This is a genomic window from Pseudomonas sp. DTU12.3, assembly GCF_004124275.1.
Classification (GTDB): domain Bacteria; phylum Pseudomonadota; class Gammaproteobacteria; order Pseudomonadales; family Pseudomonadaceae; genus Aquipseudomonas; species Aquipseudomonas helmanticensis.
The window spans coordinates 4998475-5019453 of record NZ_CP027218.1; the positions used below are offsets into that span (position 1 = coordinate 4998475).

Genomic DNA, 20979 nt, shown 5'->3' on the forward strand with positions numbered 1-20979 from the left:
TCATTTAATCTAATAATGTTTTGCACTATCATCGCCCTCTCGCTCCGGAGGGCCTTCGATGACTGATTTACTCACGTTCATTCAAGCCGCACTCGGCTTGCCGCACACGCCGATTCCGTTCACCGATCACGGCGCCCTGCCCTCGGCGTTCGCCGTCACTGACCTTGCGTGCGCGAGCATCGCCGCTGCCGCTCAGGCCGTCAGCGAATTGATCCAGCAGCAGACCGGTCATTTGCCCGCCATTGCAGTCGACCGTCGATTGGCTTCATTCTGGTTCTCCAGTTCGCTCCGCCCGAGCGGCTGGCAAGTGCCACCGCTGTGGGATCCGATTGCCGGTGACTATGCAACGAAAGACGGCTGGATCCGCCTGCACACCAACGCCCCGCACCATCGCGCCGCTGCCGAAAGCGTGCTCGGCGCCTGCGCTGACCGAACGGTGATGGCGGCGAAAGTCGCGCAATGGGCGAGCACGGATCTGGAGCACGCGGTGGTCGAGGCCAAGGGTTGCGCCGCCGAAATGCGCAGTTGGGCGCAGTGGCAACATCATCCGCAAGGGTTGGCGGTGAATGCCGAGCCGCTGGTGCATTTTCTCGATTCGCCGGATGAAAACGCGCAACCGTGGCAAGGCTCGGTCGAGCGACCATTGGCCGGGATCAAGGTGCTGGATCTGACGCGCGTTCTGGCTGGCCCCACCGCCAGTCGCTTTCTCGCCGGCCTTGGCGCTGACGTATTGCGCCTCGATCCGCCGACCTGGAACGAGCCCGGTGTGGTGCCGGAAATGACCCTCGGCAAACGCTGTGCACGGCTGGATTTGCATAATCCGGCGGATCGCGCGGTGTTCGAAAACCTCCTCAAGCAAGCCGATATTCTGCTCCACGGCTACCGCGCCGACGCACTGGAACACCTTGGTTTCGGCGCCGAACGCCGCCGGCAACTGGCACCGGGTCTGATCGACGTCAGCCTCAACGCCTACGGCTGGAGCGGCCCATGGCAGAACCGCCGTGGCTTCGACAGTCTGGTGCAGATGAGCAGCGGCATCGCCGAGGCCGGGCAGCGTTGGCAGCAAGCTGACAAACCGACGCCGTTGCCGGTGCAGGCGTTGGATCATGCGACCGGGTATTTGATGGCGGCGAGTGCGATCCGACTTTTGACCGAGCGTTTGGAGACCGGTCGCGGTAGCTCGGCGCGGTTGTCGCTGGCGCGGACGGCGAAGTTGTTGATTGAATCTGGGCCTGGCACGAGTGAAGTTTTACGCGCCGAGGATAAGCAGGATCAGGATTCCTTTCTGGAGCAGACACCGTGGGGGTCGGCGCATCGGTTGCAGGTGCCGGTGAAGATCGGTGGTACGCCGATTCAGTGGGCGTTGCCGGCTACAGACCTGGGATCACACCAACCTCAGTGGTGACTATCACGGCCCCTTCGCGAGCAAGCCCGCTCCCACATTGGTTTTGTGCACGACACAGACCTAATGTGGGAGCGGGCTTGCTCGCGAAGAGGCCAGATCAACGAATAGACGATTCGGATCAATCACCACGACTCAAAGACGCCCACAACACCTGCGCCGCATACCCGCGATAAGGCCGCCAAACCTCCGCCCGCACAGCCAACTCCCGCGCCGTCGGCCGCTGTCCTTCCAACACTTCCAGCGCGCGCAACAAGCCGACATCGCCATGGGGAAAACCATCCATATCGCGCAGCTGCCGCAACGCAATGTACTGCGCCGTCCACTCACCTATCCCGTGCAACGCCAGCAGCCGTGCCACGCCGTCCTCGCGATTCGGCTCGAACAATGAAGGTTCTTCCAGCAACGCCTGCGCCACCCCTGACAGCGTCCGACCGCGACTCTTCGGCATGCCCAGCGCCGCCAGATCTGCCACCGCCAATACGTGCGTCTCGGGAAACACATGCGTCAATCCAGGCACTGTGGATTCCAGCGGCGCGCCATATTGCGCCACCAGTTTTCCAGCCAGACGAATCGCCGCCACCACCGTAATCTGCTGCCCGAGCACGGCACGAAACGCCAACTCCAAGCCATCCCACGCTCCGGGAATCCGCAATCCCGGACTCTCGGCGATCAACCGCGTCAGCAGCGGATCATTCGCCAGATGCGCTTGCATCAGCGCCAGATCTGCATCCAGATCAAACATCCGCCGTAATCTGGCAACGATCTCGGGCAGTGCCGCCGGATCAGGGAAATCCAGCTCTACCTGCAACGCATCACCCGCTTCCTGCCAGATCGATACCGTCCCGTGAACACCCTTCAAGCCAATGCTGCGCGAATAAACACCGTCGACGACCGACTCCATTCCGACCACCGCCCGCGCCGCAAGAAACCCCAACATCGCCGCCCAGTCATACGGCGGCTGATACTCAAGCGCCAACCTCACAACGACAGTAATCCGCTATACAAACCATAAGCCGCCAGCCCCGCGCCGATGACCACGCAGGTAAAAATGCCCTTCTCGACATGGGTGAACAACGGCTCACCCGCCTCATGCTTGGCCTTGGCAAACAGAATCACCCCCGGTGCATACAGCAACGCCGACAGCAGCAGATACTTCACCCCGCCGGCGTACAGCAACCACACCGCGTAACCGAGGGCGATGCCGCCGATCAGCAGATCCTTGGTGCGCTCGGCCGAAGCGTGTTCGTAGGTTTCGCCGCGCCCGCTAAGCAACACCGCGTAGGCCGCCGACCACAAGTACGGCACCAGAATCATCGACGAGGCCAGATAAATCAGGCTGGTGTAGGTGCCCGCCGAAAACAGCGTGATCAGCAGGAAAATCTGGATCATCGCGTTGGTCAGCCACAACGCATTGACCGGCACGTGATTGTTGTTTTCCTTTTTCAGAAACGCCGGCATGGTCTTGTCCTTCGCCGTGGCGAAGAGAATCTCCGCGCAGAGCAATGCCCACGACAACAACGCACCGAGCAGCGAAATCGCCAGACCGATGCTGATCAACAACGCGCCCCACGGCCCGACGATGTGTTCGAGCACCGCCGCCAGCGACGGGTTCTGCAGGTTGGCCAGTTCCGGCTGGCTCATGATCCCCAGCGACAGCACATTGACCAGTACCAGCAGCGCCAGCACGCCGACAAAACCGATCACCGTGGCGCGGCCAACGTCGCTGCGTTTTTCCGCCCGCGCCGAGTACACGCTGGCGCCTTCGATACCGATGAACACGAACACGGTGACCAGCATCATATTGCGCACCTGATCCATCACCCCGCCGAAATTCGGGTTGCTGGTGCCCCAGATGTCGCGGGTAAAAATGTCAGCCTTGAACGCCACCGCCGCGATGACGATGAACATGATCAGCGGCACGACCTTGGCCACGGTGGTCAGCTGATTGATCAGCGCCGCCTCCTTGATCCCGCGCATCACCAGAAAATGCACCGCCCACAGCAGCACCGAGGCGCAGGCGATGGCGATTGGCGTGTTGCCCTGACCGAATACCGGAAAGAAGTAACCCAGCGTGCTGAACAGCAGAACGAAATAGCCGACGTTGCCCAGCCACGCGCTGATCCAATAACCCCACGCCGACGAGAAACCCATGTAGTCGCCAAACCCGGCCTTGGCGTAGGCATACACGCCTGAATCCAGTTCGGGCTTGCGGTTGGCCAAGGTCTGAAAAACGAACGCCAGGGTCAGCATGCCGATCGCGGTAATGCCCCAACCGATCAGGATCGCCCCGGCATCGGCGCGCGCCGCCATGTTCTGCGGCAGCGAGAAAATCCCCCCGCCAATCATCGAACCCACCACCAGGGCGATCAACGCGCCTAATCGCAGCTTTTGCGTCGGTTGCGACATTCAAATCTCCCTTGTCCTGACAACGGTTCTCGAAACCTGTTTATACCTGTGGCGAAGGGATTTATCCCCGTTGGGGTGGCGCAGCCGCCCCAGATCCAGTCAGCGCGGTGTATCAGACAGACCGAGTTCTCAGGTTTTGGGGCGGCTTCGCCACCCAACGGGGATAAATCCCCTCGCCACAGGTTTATGTCTTAACTAACTAAATGGGTAAAGAGTAAATACGTTTATTAGATAACGCCAACAAACGCCCATTTATATATAGCCGATGACGCTAACGCCTAGCACGGTAAGTCGGTTTTGTGCGCGAATCCTGATAAATCAATTCTGTACTGAAAACAGATGCGGAAAATTTGCCAAAAGCTGAAAAAGAACTAGCGTGATAATTCGAAAGTAATAATAGCCATTCCCAAGCACTTCACCAGAAAGCCTCTAGGACGGGCATTTCAGAAGATAGCTTTATGCCTGCTGTGGTTTCCTAAGTCATTCATTAACAATGGAATGTGGCCATGCACTGATCTAAGTCAGCTGTTTGAACAGACAACAGAACTACGCTGTGATCTCTTCTCTCCTGCAATGGAGTCATGCAATGTCTGAAGCTCCCGGAAAACTACGACTAGGTGCACTGGTTGCATTGGTAGTCGGCTCGATGATCGGTGGCGGGATATTCTCTTTGCCACAAAACATGGCCGCCAGCGCCGACGTCGGTGCGGTACTGATCGGTTGGGCCATTACCGCTGTCGGCATGCTCACCCTCGCTTTTGTCTTTCAAACCCTCGCCAATCGCAAGCCTGACCTCGACGGCGGTGTCTACGCCTACGCCAAGGCCGGATTCGGCGACTACATGGGTTTCTCGTCCGCCTGGGGTTACTGGATCAGTGCCTGGCTGGGCAACGTCGGCTACTTCGTTCTGTTGTTCAGTACCCTCGGCTACTTCTTCCCGATTTTCGGTGAGGGCAACACGGTTGCTGCGGTGATTGGCGCTTCGGTGCTGTTGTGGGCCGTGCACTTCCTAGTGCTGCGCGGGATCAAGGAAGCGGCGTTCATCAACCTCGTAACCACGGTCGCCAAGGTCGTACCGCTGGTGCTGTTCGTGTTGATCGCGGTGTTCGCCTTCAAACTGGACATCTTCACCGCTGACATCTGGGGCATCAAAAACCCGGATCTGGGCAGCGTGATGAACCAGGTGCGCAACATGATGCTGGTCACCGTGTGGGTGTTCATCGGCATCGAAGGCGCGAGCATCTTTTCCGCCCGCGCCGAAAAACGCTCGGACGTCGGTAAAGCCACCGTGATCGGTTTCATCACCGTGCTGCTGTTTTTGGTGCTGGTGAACGTGCTGTCGCTGGGCATCATGACTCAGCCGGAACTGGCGAAACTGCAGAACCCGTCGATGGCGGCCGTGCTTGAGCACGTGGTCGGTCACTGGGGCGCGGTACTGATCAGCGTTGGTCTGATCATCTCGCTGCTGGGTGCGCTGCTGTCGTGGGTGCTGCTGTGTGCGGAGATCATGTTTGCCGCCGCCAAAGACCACACCATGCCGGAGTTCCTGCGCAAGGAAAACGCCAACCACGTGCCGGTCAACGCCCTGTGGCTGACCAACGCGATGGTGCAGATTTTTCTGATCATTACGCTGTTCTCGGCGAGTACTTACCTGTCGCTGATCTACCTCGCCACTTCGATGATTCTGGTGCCGTACCTGTGGTCGGCGGCTTACGCCCTGCTGCTGGCGGTGCGCGGCGAAAGCTACGAAGGCTTTGCGGCCGAACGGCGCAAGGATCTGATTATCGGCGGCATCGCGCTGGTCTACGCGGTGTGGCTGCTGTATGCCGGCGGGGTCAAGTACTTGCTGCTCTCGGCCCTGCTCTACGCACCTGGCGCGATCCTGTTCGCCAAAGCCAAGCTGGAACTCAAACAACCGATTTTCACTAACGTCGAGAAGCTGCTTTTCGCCGCAGTGGTCGTGGGTGCCCTAGTGGCAGCCTACGGTCTCTACGACGGTTTCCTGACTCTGTAACCCTTGATTTGTAATCTGGAGGATCACTGCAATGACCACGGAAAAAGTTAAGTACGGCGTCCATTCCGAAGCCGGCAAACTGCGCAAAGTCATGGTTTGCTCCCCAGGTCTGGCCCATCAGCGGCTGACCCCGAACAACTGCGACGAACTGCTGTTCGATGACGTGCTCTGGGTGGCCCAGGCCAAGCGCGACCACTTCGACTTCGTCACCAAAATGCGCGAGCGCGGCATCGATGTGCTGGAAATGCACAACCTGCTGACCGACATCGTCGCCATTCCCGAAGCGCTGGACTGGATTCTCGAGCGCAAGGTCACCGCCGACTCGGTGGGCCTGGGCCTGATCAACGAAGTCAAATCCTGGCTGAAGAGCCTCGAACCACGGCACATCGCCGAATTCCTGATTGGCGGCGTGTCCGCCGATGATCTGCCGGACAGCTTCGGTGGCAAGACCATCCAGATGTTCCGCGATTTCCTCGGCCATTCGAGCTTCATTTTGCCGCCGCTGCCGAACACCCAGTTCACCCGCGACACGACCTGCTGGATTTACGGCGGCGTGACGCTGAATCCGATGTACTGGCCGGCGCGTCGTCAGGAAACCCTGCTGGCCACCGCCATCTACAAATTCCATCCACAGTTCACCAATGCCGAATTCGAAATCTGGTACGGCGACCCGGACAAGGAACACGGCAGCTCCACCCTTGAAGGTGGCGACGTCATGCCAATCGGCAACGGCGTGGTGTTGATCGGTATGGGCGAGCGCTCGTCTCGTCAGGCCATCGGCCAACTGGCGCTGAACCTGTTCAAGAACAAAGCCGTGGAAAAAGTCATCGTTGCCGGCCTGCCAAAATCCCGCGCGGCGATGCACCTCGACACCGTGTTCAGCTTCTGCGACCGCGACCTGGTGACGATTTTCCCTGAGTTGGTCAATCAGATCGTCGCCTTCACCCTGCGCCCAGACGAGAGCAAACAGGGCGGCATCGACATCCGCCGCGAAGAAGGCACCTTCCTCGACACCGTGGCCAAGGCCCTCAACCTGCCAAAACTGCGCGTGGTGGAAACCGGCGGCAACAGCTTCGCCGCCGAACGCGAACAGTGGGACGACGGCAACAACGTGGTGGCCGTGGAGCCGGGCGTGGTCATCGGCTACGACCGCAACACCTACACCAACACCCTGCTGCGCAAGGCCGGCGTGGAAGTCATCACCATCAGCGCCGGTGAATTGGGCCGTGGCCGTGGCGGCGGCCACTGCATGACCTGCCCGATCATCCGCGACCCAATCGACTATTAATTTTTTGACTAATGACGACCCGACGCTGTGAAAGCGTAGCGAGCGCAGGAAAGACAAGGCAAAAACAGGCGAGGAAGCGGAGTCTACTGCTTGTAAATGAGCATTCCGAGCCTGTTTTTAACGCAGTATTTCCAAGCGCAGTAGCTTTCACAGTGTCGGGCAAGGAGATCCATCATGGCTTTTAACATGCGCAACCGCAGCTTGCTGAGCTTGATGCACCACACTACTCGCGAGCTCAATTACCTGATCGACCTGTCCCGCGACCTCAAACGCGCCAAGTACACCGGCACCGAGCGTCCACACCTGCAAGGCAAGAACATCGCGCTGATTTTCGAAAAGACTTCGACCCGCACCCGCTGCGCCTTCGAAGTGGCGGCCCACGATCAGGGTGCCCACGTCACCTACATCGACCCGGTGTCGTCGCAGATCGGCCACAAAGAAAGCATGAAAGACACCGCCCGCGTTTTGGGTCGGATGTTTGACGCCATCGAGTACCGTGGCTTCGAGCAGGAAATCGTCGAAGAGCTGGCCAAATTCGCCGGCGTGCCGGTATTCAACGGTCTGACCGCTGAATTCCACCCGACGCAAATGATCGCCGACGTGCTGACCATGCGCGAACACAGCGACAAACCGATGCACGACATCAGCTACGCCTATTTGGGCGACGCCCGCTACAACATGGGTAAATCGCTGCTGATGATCGGCGCCAAACTCGGCATGGACGTGCGCATCGCCGCACCGAAAGCGCTGTGGCCGGATGCCGGGTTCATCACCGAATGCAAAGCCTTCGCGCAAGAAAGTGGCGCGCGCATCACCCTCACCGAAGACCCGCAAGAAGCGGTCAAAGGCGTGGACTTCATCCACACCGATATCTGGGTGTCGATGGGGGAGCCGGTGGAAGCGTGGGATGAACGCATCGAGCAGCTGCTGCCGTACCAGGTCAATACCAAGATGATGAAAGCCTCGGGCAACCCGCGCGTGAAATTCATGCACTGCCTGCCGGCGTTCCACAACAGCGAAACCAAGGTCGGCAAAGACATCGCCGCGCGCTATCCGCACCTGGCCAATGGCGTCGAAGTGACCGAAGAGGTTTTTGAATCCCCGGCCAACATCGCCTTCGAGCAAGCGGAAAACCGCATGCACACCATCAAGGCGATTCTGGTGTCGGCGTTGGCGGATATCTGACTGAAACAGCTCCCACTGAAGGAACCGCTTCCAAAGGTGGGAGCGGGCGTGCTCGCGAAAGCGGTGTGTCATTCAACAGTGATGCTGATTGACCCACCGCCTTCGGGAGCAAGCCCCCTCCCACAGGAAATCCTACGGAGCCGTTAACCATCACCTGTAGGAGCCGCCGAAGGCTGCGATCTTTTGATCTTGTTTTTGACGATCAGGATCAAAAGATCGCAGCCTTCGGCAGCTCCTACATGAAAAAGGACAAACACCATGCGTATCGTCGTAGCGCTGGGCGGTAACGCCCTGCTCCGCCGTGGTGAGCCGATGACCGCTGACAATCAGCGCGCCAACATCCGCATCGCCACCGAGCAAATCGCCAAGATCCATCCCGGCAACCAACTGGTCATCGCCCACGGCAATGGCCCGCAAGTCGGTCTGCTGTCGCTGCAAGCGGCGGCCTACACTTCCGTCACCCCTTACCCGCTGGACGTGCTCGGTGCCGAAACCGAAGGCATGATCGGCTACATCATCGAACAGGAACTGGGCAACCTGCTCGACTTCGAAGTGCCGTTCGCGACCCTGCTGACCCAGGTTGAGGTCGACGCCAACGACCCCGCCTTCAAGAACCCGACCAAGCCGATCGGCCCGGTCTACGACAAGGCCGAAGCGGAAAAACTCGCCGCCGACAAAGGCTGGGCAATTGCCCCGGACGGCGATAAATACCGTCGTGTGGTGGCCAGTCCACGACCAAAACGCATCTTCGAAATCCGCCCGATCAAGTGGTTGCTGGACAAGGGCAGCATCGTGATTTGCGCTGGTGGCGGCGGGATTCCGACCATGTACGACGAGAACCGCAACCTCAAAGGCATCGAGGCGGTGATCGATAAAGATCTGTGCTCGTCGCTGCTCGCCGAGCAACTGGAAGCCGACCTGTTGGTGATCGCCACGGACGTCAACGCGGCGTTCATCGACTACGGCAAGCCAACCCAGAAAGCCATCGCTGAAGCGCACCCGGATGAACTCGAACGCCTCGGTTTCGCCGCCGGTTCCATGGGACCGAAGGTGCAGGCAGCCTGCGAGTTCGCGCGCCATACTGGCAAAGTTGCGGTGATCGGTTCGCTGGCAGATATCGAAGCCATCGTCCAGGGCACCGCCGGTACTCGTGTGACCACGGCGAAGCCCGGCATCACCTACCGATAAGAAGAAACTGCGGGGGCAGGCTCCAGGTCTGCCCTTCTCCCATGCCTTGAAAGGAGAAACCCATGGCCCAATTCGAACCTGGTCATTTGCATATCGAGCGGCATGCGTTGACGGACGATGACGTCAATTACAACGTGCACCTCGACTATGAAGTGTTCACCGACCCGCAAAAAGGCAAAGGGATACAGTTCACCCTGCACGGCAATATGCAGGGCAAGGACATGAAGGAAACGTTTTTCCTGCCCAAGGAAGAGGCTTATAACTTCGCCCGTGACGTGACCCGGATCGCCGAGAAGTACGGAATTCCCAAGGCGCACAGCCAGATCGGTTCGGTGCACAAGCATTACGATTTGATGTTTGAAGACATTCGGCAGAAGTTGAATATGCAGTCCGGGGATCCGGTCAATCTTGAGCATTTCGAGTAAACCTCAAAAGCCCCTCACCCTAGCCCTCTCCCAGAGGGAGAGGGGACTGACCGAAGTGTCTGACGGAAAATATCGACCTGAAAGACCGAGTCGCTTATGGATTCACAGCCGTATTTCAGGTCGGCGTACCTCGTGAGCATTCCACAATCGACCCCCCTCTCCCAGAGGGAGAGGGGACTGACCGAAGTGTCTGACGGAAAATATCGACCTGAAAGACCGAGTCGCTTATGGATTCACAGCCGTATTTTCAGGTCGGCGTACCTCGTGAGCATTCCACAATCGACCCCCCTCTCCCAGAGGGAGAGGGGACTGACCGAAGTGTCTGACGGAAAATATCGACCTGAAAGACCGAGTCGCTTATGGATTCACAGCCGTATTTCAGATCGGCGTACCTCGTGAGCATTCCACAATCGACCCCCTCTCCCAGAGGGAGAGGGGACTGACCGAAGTGTCTGACGGAAAATATCGACCTGAAAGACCGAGTCGCTTATGGATTCACAGCCGTATTTCAGGTCGGCGTACCTCGTGAGCATTCCACAATCGGCCCCCTCTCCCTCCGGGAGAGGGCTGGGGTGAGGGTGCTTTTGCTTTCACCTCTCTCCAAGCCCAAGGCATACTTGCCACCCTCCGCTCTGCAGATCACTGAACCGCCCCATGCGTATCCACGTCAGTTTCATCGACCGCGTCGGCATCACCCAGGAAGTCCTGGCTATCCTCGGTGGGCGCAATCTCAATCTGGATGCGGTGGAGATGATCCCGCCGAACGTCTACATCGACGCGCCGACCCTGAGCCCGCAAGTGCTCGAAGAGCTGAAAGATGCGTTGTTTCGTGTGCTCGGCGTGGAAGCGGTGACCGTGGTCGACATCCTCCCCGGCCAGCGCCGGCACTTGCAGCTCGATGCCTTGCTCGCGGCGATGACCGACCCGGTACTGGCGCTCGACAGCGCCGGCAAGGTGCTGCTGGCCAACCCGGCGTTGATCGCGTTGTACGGTCGCGAGCCTGCGGGTGAAAGCGTCTCTGAACTATTCAACGATCCAGCCCTGCTCGATACTTTGCTCGAACACGGCTTCCGCCTGCCGCTGCGCGAAATCACCGTCAACGGCCAGACACTGTTGCTCGACGCCACGCCGATCACCGACGCTGGCGCCCTGCTCACTTTGTATCAACCGAACCGCATCGGTGAACAACTCTCGGCGTTGCACCACGACCACGCCGAAGGTTTCGATGCGCTGCTCGGCGAATCCCCGGCGATCCGCACGCTCAAGGCCCGCGCGCAAAGAGTTGCTGCCCTTGATGCGCCACTGTTGATCCAGGGCGAAACCGGCACCGGCAAAGAACTTGTGGCCCGCGCCTGCCACGCGATCAGTGCGCGGCACAGCGCGCCTTTTCTGGCGTTGAACTGCGCAGCGCTGCCGGAGAACCTCGCCGAGAGCGAACTGTTCGGCTACGCCCCCGGCGCCTTCACCGGTGCGGCGCGTGGTGGCAAACCGGGGCTGATGGAACTGGCCAATCAGGGCACGGTGTTTCTCGATGAGATCGGCGAGATGTCGCCGTACTTGCAGGCCAAGTTGCTGCGCTTCTTGAACGACGGCAGCTTCCGCCGCGTTGGCGGTGATCGCGAGGTGAAGGTCAACGTGCGCATCCTCAGCGCGACCCACCGTGACCTGGAGAAAATGGTCAGCGAAGGCCTGTTCCGCGAAGACCTGTTCTATCGCCTCAACGTACTTAACGTTGAAGTGCCGCCGCTGCGGGAACGCGGCCAGGACATTCTGCTGTTGGCGCGGTATTTCATGCAGCAGGCTTGCGCGCAGATCCAGCGCCCGGTCTGCCGCCTCGCACCGGGGACTTATCCTGCACTGCTCGGTAATCGCTGGCCGGGCAACGTGCGGCAATTGCAGAACGTGATCTTCCGCGCCGCAGCGATTTGCGAGAGCAGCCTGGTGGATATCGGCGACCTCGACATCGCCGGCACTTCCGTCGCACGTCAGGCCGACAGCGACGTCGACAGCCTCGAACAAGCGGTCGAATCCTTCGAGAAAGCGCTGCTGGAAAAACTCTACGTCAGCTACCCCTCGACCCGCCAACTGGCCAGCCGCCTGCAAACCTCGCACACCGCGATTGCCCATCGCCTGCGCAAATACGGCATCCCCAACAAACCCTGAACACACCAAAAATCCCCTGTAGGAGCTGCCGAAGGCTGCGATCTTTTGATTTTGTTTTTAAGGACCAAAGTCAAAAGATCGCAGCCTTCGGCAGCTCCTACATTTGAGATTCGCTTTCTGCGCTAAAAACGACCTTCATCTGTACTGAAAGCGCTACAGCGGAACGATATCGCTACACCCTCCTCTGATCACTGCTGTGCAAGGCTTTGATCCCGTTCAGCTTTTCTTCCCGCTTTAGCCTGTAGCGATTTCGCTACACGCCACAGTTCAAACCGCCTCACCAAAACAATTAACTTATTGATTTATAACGATAAATCAACATTGGCCGCGTTCTTGCTAATCAACCCATCATAAATAAGGGCCTTCGCGCCCGACTATTCCACCGCGTCCACCAGACGAGTCTGGCCCCCTGAGGAGTTCCCATGAGCGAGTTGCGTTTTACTGAAGATCACGAATGGCTGCGCACCGAAGCTGATGGCAGCGTTACTGTCGGCATCACCGCATTCGCGCAGAACGCCCTCGGCGACGTGGTATTCGTGCAACTGCCTGAGCTGCAGGCTTACGAAAAAGGTGCCGAAGCCGCCACCGTGGAATCGGTAAAAGCCGCCAGCGGCGTGTACATGCCGCTCGACGGCGACGTACTGGAAGTCAATCCGGCGCTGGAAGACGCCCCGGAACTGGTCAACGAAGATCCGCTGGGCCAAGGCTGGTTCTTCCGCTTCCAGCCAAGCGACGCCGCCGCTGTCGGCAAACTGCTCGACCAGGACGCGTACGACCGCCTGATCAAAGCCCAAGCCGAAGCCTGAGGAACACCGACATGACTCAAGTAAACCTTGGCACCGCCAACGAATTCATCGCCCGTCATATCGGCCCGCGCGCCGGTGACGAGCAAGCCATGCTCAACAGCCTCGGCTTCGACTCGCTTGAAGCCCTGAGCGCCAGTGTCATCCCGGAAAGCATCAAGGGCACCAGCGTGCTTGGCCTGGACGACGGTCTCAGCGAAGCCGATGCCCTGGCGATGATTAAAGGCATCGCCGGCAAGAATCAGCTGTTCAAGACTTACATCGGCCAGGGCTACTACAACTGCCACACGCCGTCGCCGATCCTGCGTAACCTGCTGGAAAACCCGGCCTGGTACACCGCTTACACCCCGTACCAACCGGAAATTTCCCAGGGCCGTCTCGAAGCGCTGCTGAACTTCCAGACCCTGATCAGCGACCTCACCGGCCTGCCAATCGCCAACGCCTCCTTGCTCGACGAAGCCACCGCCGCTGCCGAAGCCATGACCTTCTGCAAACGCCTGAGCAAGAACAAAGGCAGCCACCAATTCTTCGCCTCGATCCACAGCCACCCGCAAACCCTCGACGTGCTGCGCACCCGTGCCGAGCCGCTGGGTATTGAAGTTGTAGTGGGCGATGAGCGTGAACTGACTGACGTGACGCCGTTCTTCGGCGCACTGCTGCAATACCCAGCCAGCAACGGTGACGTGTTCGACTACCGCGAACTAACCGAACGCTTCCACGCCGCCAACGCGTTGGTGGCCGTGGCCGCTGACCTGTTGGCCCTGACCCTGCTGACCGCCCCGGGCGAATTCGGCGCCGACGTCGCTATCGGTTCGGCACAACGCTTCGGCGTGCCGCTGGGCTTCGGTGGCCCGCACGCCGCTTATTTCTCCACCAAGGATGCGTTCAAGCGCGACATGCCGGGCCGTCTGGTCGGTGTTTCGGTTGACCGTTTCGGCAAGCCGGCGCTGCGTCTGGCGATGCAGACTCGCGAGCAACACATCCGTCGCGAGAAGGCCACGTCGAACATCTGCACCGCGCAAGTGCTGCTGGCCAACATCGCCAGCATGTACGCCGTCTACCACGGCCCGAAAGGCCTGACCCAGATCGCCAACCGCGTGCATCACCTGACCGCCATTCTGGCCAAGGGCCTGACCGCGCTGGGCGCGAAAGTCGAACAAGCCAGCTTCTTCGACACCCTGACCGTGGCCACCGGCGCGCAAACCGCCGCGCTGCACGACAAGGCGCATGCTGCGCAGATCAACCTGCGCGTGATCGACGCTCAGCGTCTGGGCCTGTCGGTCGATGAAACCACCACGCAGGCAGATATCGAAACCCTGTGGGGCCTGTTCGCCGACGGCAAGACCCTGCCGGACTTCGCTGCTCTCGCCGCTTCCGTTCAGAGCACTATTCCTGCTGCGCTGGTACGTCAGTCGCCGATCCTCAGCCACCCGGTGTTCAACCGTTATCACTCGGAAACCGAGCTGATGCGCTACCTGCGCAAACTGGCGGACAAGGACCTGGCACTGGATCGCACCATGATCCCGCTGGGCTCGTGCACCATGAAACTCAACGCCGCCAGCGAAATGATCCCGGTGACCTGGGCTGAATTCGGTGCGCTGCACCCATTCGCCCCGGCCGCACAAAGCGCCGGTTATCAGCAACTGACCTTTGAGCTGGAAGCGATGCTCTGCGCCGCCACCGGTTACGACGCGATCTCGCTGCAACCGAACGCCGGTTCGCAAGGTGAATACGCTGGTCTGCTGGCGATTCGTGCTTATCACCAGAGCCGTGGCGATGAGCGTCGCGACATCTGCCTGATCCCGTCGTCCGCCCACGGCACCAACCCGGCCACCGCCAACATGGCCGGCATGCGCGTTGTCGTCACCGCGTGCGATGCGCGCGGCAACGTCGATATCGAAGACCTGCGCGCCAAAGCCATCGAGCACCGCGAACACCTCGCCGCGCTGATGATCACCTACCCGTCGACCCACGGCGTGTTCGAAGAAGGCATCCGCGAAATCTGCGGGATCATTCATGACAACGGCGGCCAGGTGTACATCGACGGCGCCAACATGAACGCAATGGTCGGCCTCTGCGCACCGGGCAAGTTCGGCGGCGACGTCTCGCACCTGAACCTGCACAAAACCTTCTGCATCCCGCATGGCGGTGGTGGACCGGGCGTCGGCCCGATTGGCGTGAAGTCGCACCTGACGCCGTTCCTGCCAGGCCACGGCCAGATGGAACGCAAGGAAGGCGCGGTCTGCGCGGCACCGTTCGGCAGCGCGAGCATTTTGCCGATCACCTGGATGTACATTCGGATGATGGGTGGCGCCGGTCTGAAGCGCGCTTCGCAGCTGGCGATCCTCAATGCCAACTACATCTCCCGTCGCCTCGAAGAGCACTACCCAGTGCTGTACACCGGCAGCAACGGTCTGGTGGCGCACGAATGCATTCTGGATCTGCGTCCGTTGAAAGACAGCAGCGGCATCAGCGTTGATGACGTCGCCAAGCGCCTGATCGACTTCGGTTTCCACGCGCCGACCATGTCGTTCCCGGTCGCCGGCACGCTGATGATCGAGCCGACCGAAAGTGAATCCAAGGAAGAACTCGATCGCTTCTGCGACGCCATGATCCGCATCCGCGAAGAAATCCGCGCAGTGGAAAACGGCACGCTGGACAAGGACGACAACCCGCTGAAAAACGCTCCGCACACCGCAGCGGAACTGGTTGGCGAGTGGACGCACCCGTACAGCCGCGAGCAGGCCGTGTATCCGGTAGCGTCGCTGATCGAAGGCAAATACTGGCCACCGGTCGGTCGCGTCGACAACGTCTTCGGTGACCGCAACCTGGTCTGCGCCTGCCCGTCGATCGAAAGCTACGCTTAAAAGTGTAAGGGGCGAGCCACTCGCCCCCATCGATTCACCTGTAGGAGCTGCCGAAGGCTGCGATCTTTTGATCTTGCTGTTGAAAGATCAGGATCAAAAGATCGCAGCCTTCGGCAGCTCCTACAGGGGGATTTAACCAGCCTGATGTTTCGCCAATTCCTATAACAAGAAACCGGAGAACCACTCATGTCGTTAAGCGTGTTCGACCTGTTCAAGATTGGCATCGGCCCCTCCAGTTCCCACACCGTCGGCCCGATGCGCGCTGCCGCGCGTTTCGCTGAAGGCCTGCGACGTGAAAACCTGCTGACAACCACCGCCAGCGTGCGCATTGAACTCTACGGCTCCCTCGGCGCCACCGGTAAAGGTCACGGCAGCGACAAAGCCGTGCTGCTCGGCCTCGAAGGCGAACACCCGGACACCGTCGATACCGAAACCGTCGCCGCGCGCCTGCAAGAAATTCGCGGCAATGGCCGTTTGAATCTGCTCGGCGAGCACAGCATTGCGTTCAACGAGAAGGAACATCTGGCGATGATTCGCAAGCCGCTGGCCTATCACCCCAACGGCATGATCTTTCGCGCCTTTGATGCAGCGGGCCTGCAGATCCGCAGCCGTGAGTACTACTCGGTCGGCGGCGGTTTTGTCGTCGATGAAGACGCGGCCGGTGCCGACCGCATCGTCGAAGACGCCACACCACTGACCTTCCCGTTCAAAAGTGCCAAGGACTTGCTCGGCCATTGCGCCACTTACGGTCTGTCGATCAGCCAGGTGATGCTGACCAACGAAAGTGCCTGGCGCCCGGAAGCGGAAACCCGCGCCGGGCTGCTGAAAATCTGGCAGGTGATGCAGGACTGCGTGGCTGCGGGTTGCCGCAACGAAGGCATCTTGCCCGGCGGTTTGAAGGTCAAGCGCCGTGCGGCAGCGCTGCATCGGCAACTGTGCAAAAACCCGGAATCGGCACTGCGCGATCCGTTGTCGGTACTCGACTGGGTCAACCTTTACGCACTCGCCGTCAACGAAGAAAACGCCAACGGCGGGCGCGTGGTCACCGCACCTACCAACGGCGCAGCCGGGATCGTGCCGGCGGTGCTGCATTACTACATGCGTTTTATCCCCGGTGCGACTGACGACGGCGTCGTACGGTTTCTGCTGACAGCGGCGGCCATCGGCATTCTTTACAAGGAAAACGCCTCGATCTCCGGCGCCGAAGTCGGCTGCCAGGGTGAAGTCGGCGTGGCCTGTTCGATGGCGGCAGGTGCGCTGTGTGAAGTGCTCGGCGGCAGCGTGCAGCAAGTCGAGAACGCTGCGGAAATCGGTATGGAACACAACCTCGGCCTGACCTGCGACCCGATTGGCGGGCTGGTGCAAGTGCCGTGTATCGAGCGCAACGCGATGGGCTCGGTGAAAGCCATCAACGCGGTGCGCATGGCCATGCGCGGCGACGGCCAGCATTTCGTCTCCCTCGACAAAGTCATCCGCACCATGCGCCAGACCGGCGCCGACATGAAAAGCAAATACAAGGAGACTGCCCGCGGCGGTCTGGCGGTCAACATTATCGAATGCTGAGCCTTATTTAACTCCGCCTCCCTCAGGGAGACGATCGCATTTAGCCCCCTCTCCCTCCGGGAGAGCAACGTAACTAACTCCCTCTCCCTCCGGGAGAGGGCTGGGGTGAGGGGCTTTTGATCTTGATCTCAATCTTGCCCTTTACCTCAAACCCAAATTTCCAAGGAGCCAAGCATGTCCACCGAACAACTGTCGAAAACTCCACTTCACGCTCTGCACATCGAACTCGGTGCCCGCATGGTGCCGTTCGCCGGCTATGACATGCCCGTGCAATACCCGCTCGGCGTGATGAAAGAACACCAGCACACCCGTGAGCAGGCCGGGCTGTTCGATGTTTCGCACATGGGCCAGATTCGCCTGACCGGCGCCAATGCCGCCAAAGCCCTGGAAACCCTGGTGCCGGTGGACATCATCGACCTGCCAGTCGGCATGCAGCGCTATGCGATGTTCACCAACGAGGCCGGCGGCATTCTCGATGACCTGATGGTCGCCAACCTCGGCAACGATGAACTGTTCCTGGTGGTCAACGCCGCGTGCAAGGATCAGGATCTGGCTCATTTGCAAAAACACCTTGGCGATCAGTGCACCATTACGGCGCTGTTCGAAGAGCGCGCGCTGTTGGCGTTGCAAGGTCCGGCAGCCGTTACCGTGCTGGCGCGTCTTGCGCCAGAAGTAGCGAAGATGACCTTCATGCAGTTCAACCGCGTGTCGTTGTTGGGCGTGGATTGCTTTGTCAGCCGTTCGGGTTACACCGGTGAAGACGGTTTCGAAATCTCGGTACCGGCCGCGGACGCGGAAAAACTTGCGCGCGCTCTGCTCGCCGAACCGGAAGTCCAGGCCATTGGCCTTGGTGCCCGCGACTCGCTGCGCCTGGAAGCCGGGCTGTGCCTGTACGGCCACGACATGAACACCGAGACCACACCGATCGAGGCGAGCCTGTTGTGGGCGATCTCCAAGCCACGCCGCGCCGATGGTGCCCGCGCCGGTGGTTTCCCGGGGGCGGAAAACATTTTTGCCCAGCAACAGAATGGCATCGCCCGCAAACGCGTCGGCCTGCTGCCGCAAGAACGCACCCCGGTGCGTGAAGGCGCAGAAATGGTCAACGAAGCCGGCGAAATCGTCGGTAGCGTGTGCAGCGGCGGTTTCGGTCCGACTCTGGGCGGTCCGTTGGCAATGGGTTACCTCGACAGCGCTTATGTCACGCTCGATACAACCGTTTGGGCAATCGTGCGTGGAAAAAAGGTAGCAATGCTTGTAAGCAAAATGCCATTTGTTGCACAACGCTACTATCGTGGTTGATTGACTGTTTCTATAAGTAACGCGATTGCGTAATGCGTGCACTAATGTGTCACGCAATCGCCACAAAAAAGTGCATTTTCTATCAACTGATTCGAATATGAACTTTGCTTATAACGATCGAAAACAATTGAACAAGCGAATCGTCCAAGCCCGCACTAGTGGGCTACCTAACTACCTGAAGCGCAGTAAAACCGGGCCATTTACGGGGCTTGTTTTTTCTCCCGTAGTTGGCGTAGAGTTTGTCCACTGTGTTTGCATGGGTCAGCTTGGAATCGTGACCTGGGCAGTAGCCTACAAGTTAGCTACATCCCGTTCGACGTCTTCTTACTCTCCTGCAACCAGCCCCAGTACTCTTTCATGAGAAAGAGGCTGTCATTAATTTTTTGCGTCAAAGGAAATAAGAAATGTCCACACGTCAGAGCGGTACCGTCAAGTGGTTTAACGACGAGAAAGGTTTTGGTTTTATCACTCCAGAAAGCGGTCCGGATCTGTTCGTGCATTTCCGCGCCATTCAGGGCAACGGCTTCAAAAGCCTGAAAGAAGGCCAGAAAGTGACTTTCGTTGCTGTGCAAGGCCAGAAAGGCATGCAGGCTGACGAAGTACAAGCAGAAGCCTGATCTTCTGTAACGAAAAAGCCCCTGATATTGATATCAGGGGCTTTTTTGTGCGCGCGAATCCGTAAAATGGCGCTTCATTTTGCGCCCAGAGGCTGCCATGTCGAAAAACCTGCTCACGCCCCAAGGGGACTTTCCTCCCGTTGGCCTTGGCCGTCGTCTGGCAGCGATGTTCTATGACTTCCTGTTGTGCACTGCCCTGTTGATCGTGACCGGTGGCATCTACAAGATGATCCAGGCGGCAATCATCGGCGAAGAGCGACTGCGGATCATGACCGATGCCGGCAAGCTCGATGGCGATCCTCTGTATTCGACAGTGCTGCTGCTGGTGCTGTTTGGATTTTTCGCCAAGTTCTGGACCCATGGCGGGCAGACACTGGGCATGCAGGTGTGGGGCATTCGCGTGCAGAACGCCAACGGCACGGCAATCAGCCTGTGGCAGGCGCTGCTGCGCTTCATGGTGTCGATTGCGTCGTGGTTGTGCGTGGGGCTGGGATTCTTCTGGTCGCTGTATGACAAGCAGAAGCGCACGTGGCATGACATCTATTCGGATACGCGCGTGGTGCGAGTCCCGAAGAAACAAAAGTAAGCGCCCATAAAAAAAGATCGCAGCCTGCGGCAGCTCCTACACCGAACTATGTAGGAGCTGCCGCAGGCTGCGATCTTTTGCTTTCAGGCGTTACCGGCCAGCTTCATCCGCGCCGCCTGAGTGAAATCGAGCATGCGCTTCAATGGCCGAATCGCCTGCGGAATCAGCGCCGGATCAACAAAGATCTCGTTCGTGCCTTCCTTCAAGCTCTTCAGCGTGCGCTCAAGGGTATTCATGGCCATCCACGGGCAATGTGCGCAACTGCGGCAGGCAGCGCCGTTACCGGCGGTTGGCGCCTCGATGAAGACCTTGTCCGGACACAGCTGCTGCATCTTGTAGAAGATGCCACGGTCGGTCGCGACGATCAGGGTCTTGTTCGGCAGGCTCTGCGCGGCAGCGATCAACTGACTGGTGGAGCCGACAGCGTCCGCCAGCTCGATCACCGATGTCGGCGACTCCGGGTGCACCAGAATGGCAGCGTCCGGGTACAGCGCTTTCATGTCCTCAAGCTGCTTGGACTTGAACTCTTCGTGAACGATGCAGGCGCCGTCCCAGAGCAACATGTCAGCGCCGGTCTTGCGCTGGATGTAGGTGCCCAGGTGCTTGTCCGGCCCCCAGATGATCGTCTCGCCGTTGTCCATCAGGCTTTCGACGATCTCCAGCGCACAACTCGATGTCACCACCCAGTCAGCGCGTGCTTTAACCGCTGCGGAGGTGTTGGCGTAAACCACCACCGTACGCTCCGGGTGCTGATCACAGAACGCCGAGAACTCATCGACCGGGCAACCGAGGTCGAGCGAGCAGGTCGCGTCCAGCGTCGGCATCAGCACGCGTTTTTCCGGGTTGAGAATCTTCGCGGTCTCGCCCATGAACTTCACGCCGGCGACTACTACAGTCTTGGCCGGATGGGCGTTGCCGAAGCGCGCCATTTCCAGGGAGTCGGACACGCAACCGCCGGTTTCTTCGGCCAAGGCCTGAATCACCGGGTCGCAATAAAAGTGGGCTACCAGCACCGCGTCCTGAGCCTTGAGCTCGGCGGCAATGGCAGAACGGTAATAAGCCTCTTCCTCGGCCGTCAGCGGTTTGGGCTGTTTGGCATCGAGGTGGGCTTGAACCAGAAGGCGTTCGGAAATCTGCGTCATGTTCGCAAGACCTGCAGGCGCATTCGCG

The 20979-nt window shown here is 59.4% G+C and carries 16 protein-coding genes; 13 read left to right on the forward strand and 3 right to left on the reverse strand.

Translation table 11 applies throughout. The features are described 5' to 3' along the window. The first annotated feature begins 58 nt into the window (after nt 1-58). Nucleotides 59-1405, forward strand: coding sequence for a CoA transferase (locus tag C2E19_RS22940; protein ID WP_129395208.1), 1347 nt, complete (start codon nt 59-61; stop codon nt 1403-1405). A 118-nt stretch (nt 1406-1523) separates the two neighbouring features. On the opposite strand, the gene C2E19_RS22945 is transcribed toward C2E19_RS22940, so the two are convergent. Both C2E19_RS22945 and arcD (C2E19_RS22950) read right to left on the reverse strand, forming a co-directional pair. Continuing rightward, a complete protein-coding gene (locus C2E19_RS22945) occupies nt 1524-2387 on the reverse strand; it encodes a DNA-3-methyladenine glycosylase (RefSeq protein WP_129395209.1) in 864 nt (287 codons plus the stop codon). Continuing rightward, entirely contained in the window at nt 2384-3811 is a 1428-nt protein-coding gene (arcD, locus tag C2E19_RS22950; RefSeq protein ID WP_129395210.1) for an arginine-ornithine antiporter, read from the reverse strand. The genes C2E19_RS22945 and arcD (C2E19_RS22950) overlap by 4 nt, the downstream gene beginning before the upstream one ends. Nucleotides 3812-4397: 586 nt before the next feature. Between arcD (C2E19_RS22950) and arcD (C2E19_RS22955) the strand changes: the two genes are divergently transcribed. From arcD (C2E19_RS22955) to C2E19_RS23015, 12 genes are all read left to right on the forward strand, one after another. Continuing rightward, nucleotides 4398-5825, forward strand: coding sequence for an arginine-ornithine antiporter (gene arcD / locus C2E19_RS22955; protein ID WP_129395211.1), 1428 nt, complete (start codon nt 4398-4400; stop codon nt 5823-5825). Between the two features lie 31 nt (nt 5826-5856). After that, nucleotides 5857-7113 carry an arginine deiminase gene (arcA, locus tag C2E19_RS22960; RefSeq protein WP_129395212.1) on the forward strand — a complete coding sequence of 419 codons (1257 nt, stop codon included), beginning with the start codon at nt 5857-5859 and terminating at the stop codon, nt 7111-7113. Nucleotides 7114-7287: 174 nt separating this feature from the next. Then, nucleotides 7288-8298, forward strand: coding sequence for an ornithine carbamoyltransferase (locus tag C2E19_RS22965; RefSeq protein WP_129395213.1), 1011 nt, complete (start codon nt 7288-7290; stop codon nt 8296-8298). 258 nt (nt 8299-8556) lie between these two features. Further along, a complete protein-coding gene (gene arcC, locus C2E19_RS22975; protein ID WP_129395215.1) occupies nt 8557-9486 on the forward strand; it encodes a carbamate kinase in 930 nt (309 codons plus the stop codon). Nucleotides 9487-9548: 62 nt separating this feature from the next. Beyond that, a complete protein-coding gene (locus tag C2E19_RS22980; protein ID WP_129395216.1) occupies nt 9549-9911 on the forward strand; it encodes a DUF5064 family protein in 363 nt (120 codons plus the stop codon). Between the two features lie 654 nt (nt 9912-10565). Continuing rightward, on the forward strand, nt 10566-12074 hold the full coding sequence (locus C2E19_RS22985) for a sigma-54-dependent transcriptional regulator (protein ID WP_129395217.1): 1509 nt from the start codon (nt 10566-10568) through the stop codon (nt 12072-12074). A gap of 422 nt (nt 12075-12496) precedes the next feature. Continuing rightward, the gene (gene gcvH, locus C2E19_RS22990; RefSeq protein ID WP_034153410.1) at nt 12497-12880 is read left to right on the forward strand and encodes a glycine cleavage system protein GcvH; all 384 of its coding nucleotides are present in this window, start codon (nt 12497-12499) and stop codon (nt 12878-12880) included. 11 nt (nt 12881-12891) lie between these two features. Next, nucleotides 12892-15744: an aminomethyl-transferring glycine dehydrogenase gene (gene gcvP / locus C2E19_RS22995; protein ID WP_129395218.1), complete on the forward strand. Its 2853-nt coding sequence runs from the start codon at nt 12892-12894 to the stop codon at nt 15742-15744. A gap of 186 nt (nt 15745-15930) precedes the next feature. Continuing rightward, nucleotides 15931-17307 (forward strand): L-serine ammonia-lyase, encoded by a 1377-nt coding sequence (locus C2E19_RS23000; RefSeq protein ID WP_129395219.1) that lies wholly within the window; start codon nt 15931-15933, stop codon nt 17305-17307. A 174-nt stretch (nt 17308-17481) separates the two neighbouring features. Continuing rightward, nucleotides 17482-18606 (forward strand): glycine cleavage system aminomethyltransferase GcvT, encoded by a 1125-nt coding sequence (gene gcvT / locus C2E19_RS23005; protein ID WP_129395220.1) that lies wholly within the window; start codon nt 17482-17484, stop codon nt 18604-18606. 404 nt (nt 18607-19010) lie between these two features. After that, nucleotides 19011-19223 (forward strand): cold-shock protein, encoded by a 213-nt coding sequence (locus C2E19_RS23010; protein ID WP_003227496.1) that lies wholly within the window; start codon nt 19011-19013, stop codon nt 19221-19223. Between the two features lie 97 nt (nt 19224-19320). Beyond that, the gene (locus C2E19_RS23015; RefSeq protein ID WP_129395221.1) at nt 19321-19809 is read left to right on the forward strand and encodes an RDD family protein; all 489 of its coding nucleotides are present in this window, start codon (nt 19321-19323) and stop codon (nt 19807-19809) included. An 83-nt stretch (nt 19810-19892) separates the two neighbouring features. Here C2E19_RS23015 and nadA read toward each other — a convergent pair whose 3' ends face one another. Next, nucleotides 19893-20951 (reverse strand): quinolinate synthase NadA, encoded by a 1059-nt coding sequence (gene nadA, locus C2E19_RS23020; RefSeq protein ID WP_003227499.1) that lies wholly within the window; start codon nt 20949-20951, stop codon nt 19893-19895. Between the last annotated feature and the right edge of the window lie 28 nt (nt 20952-20979).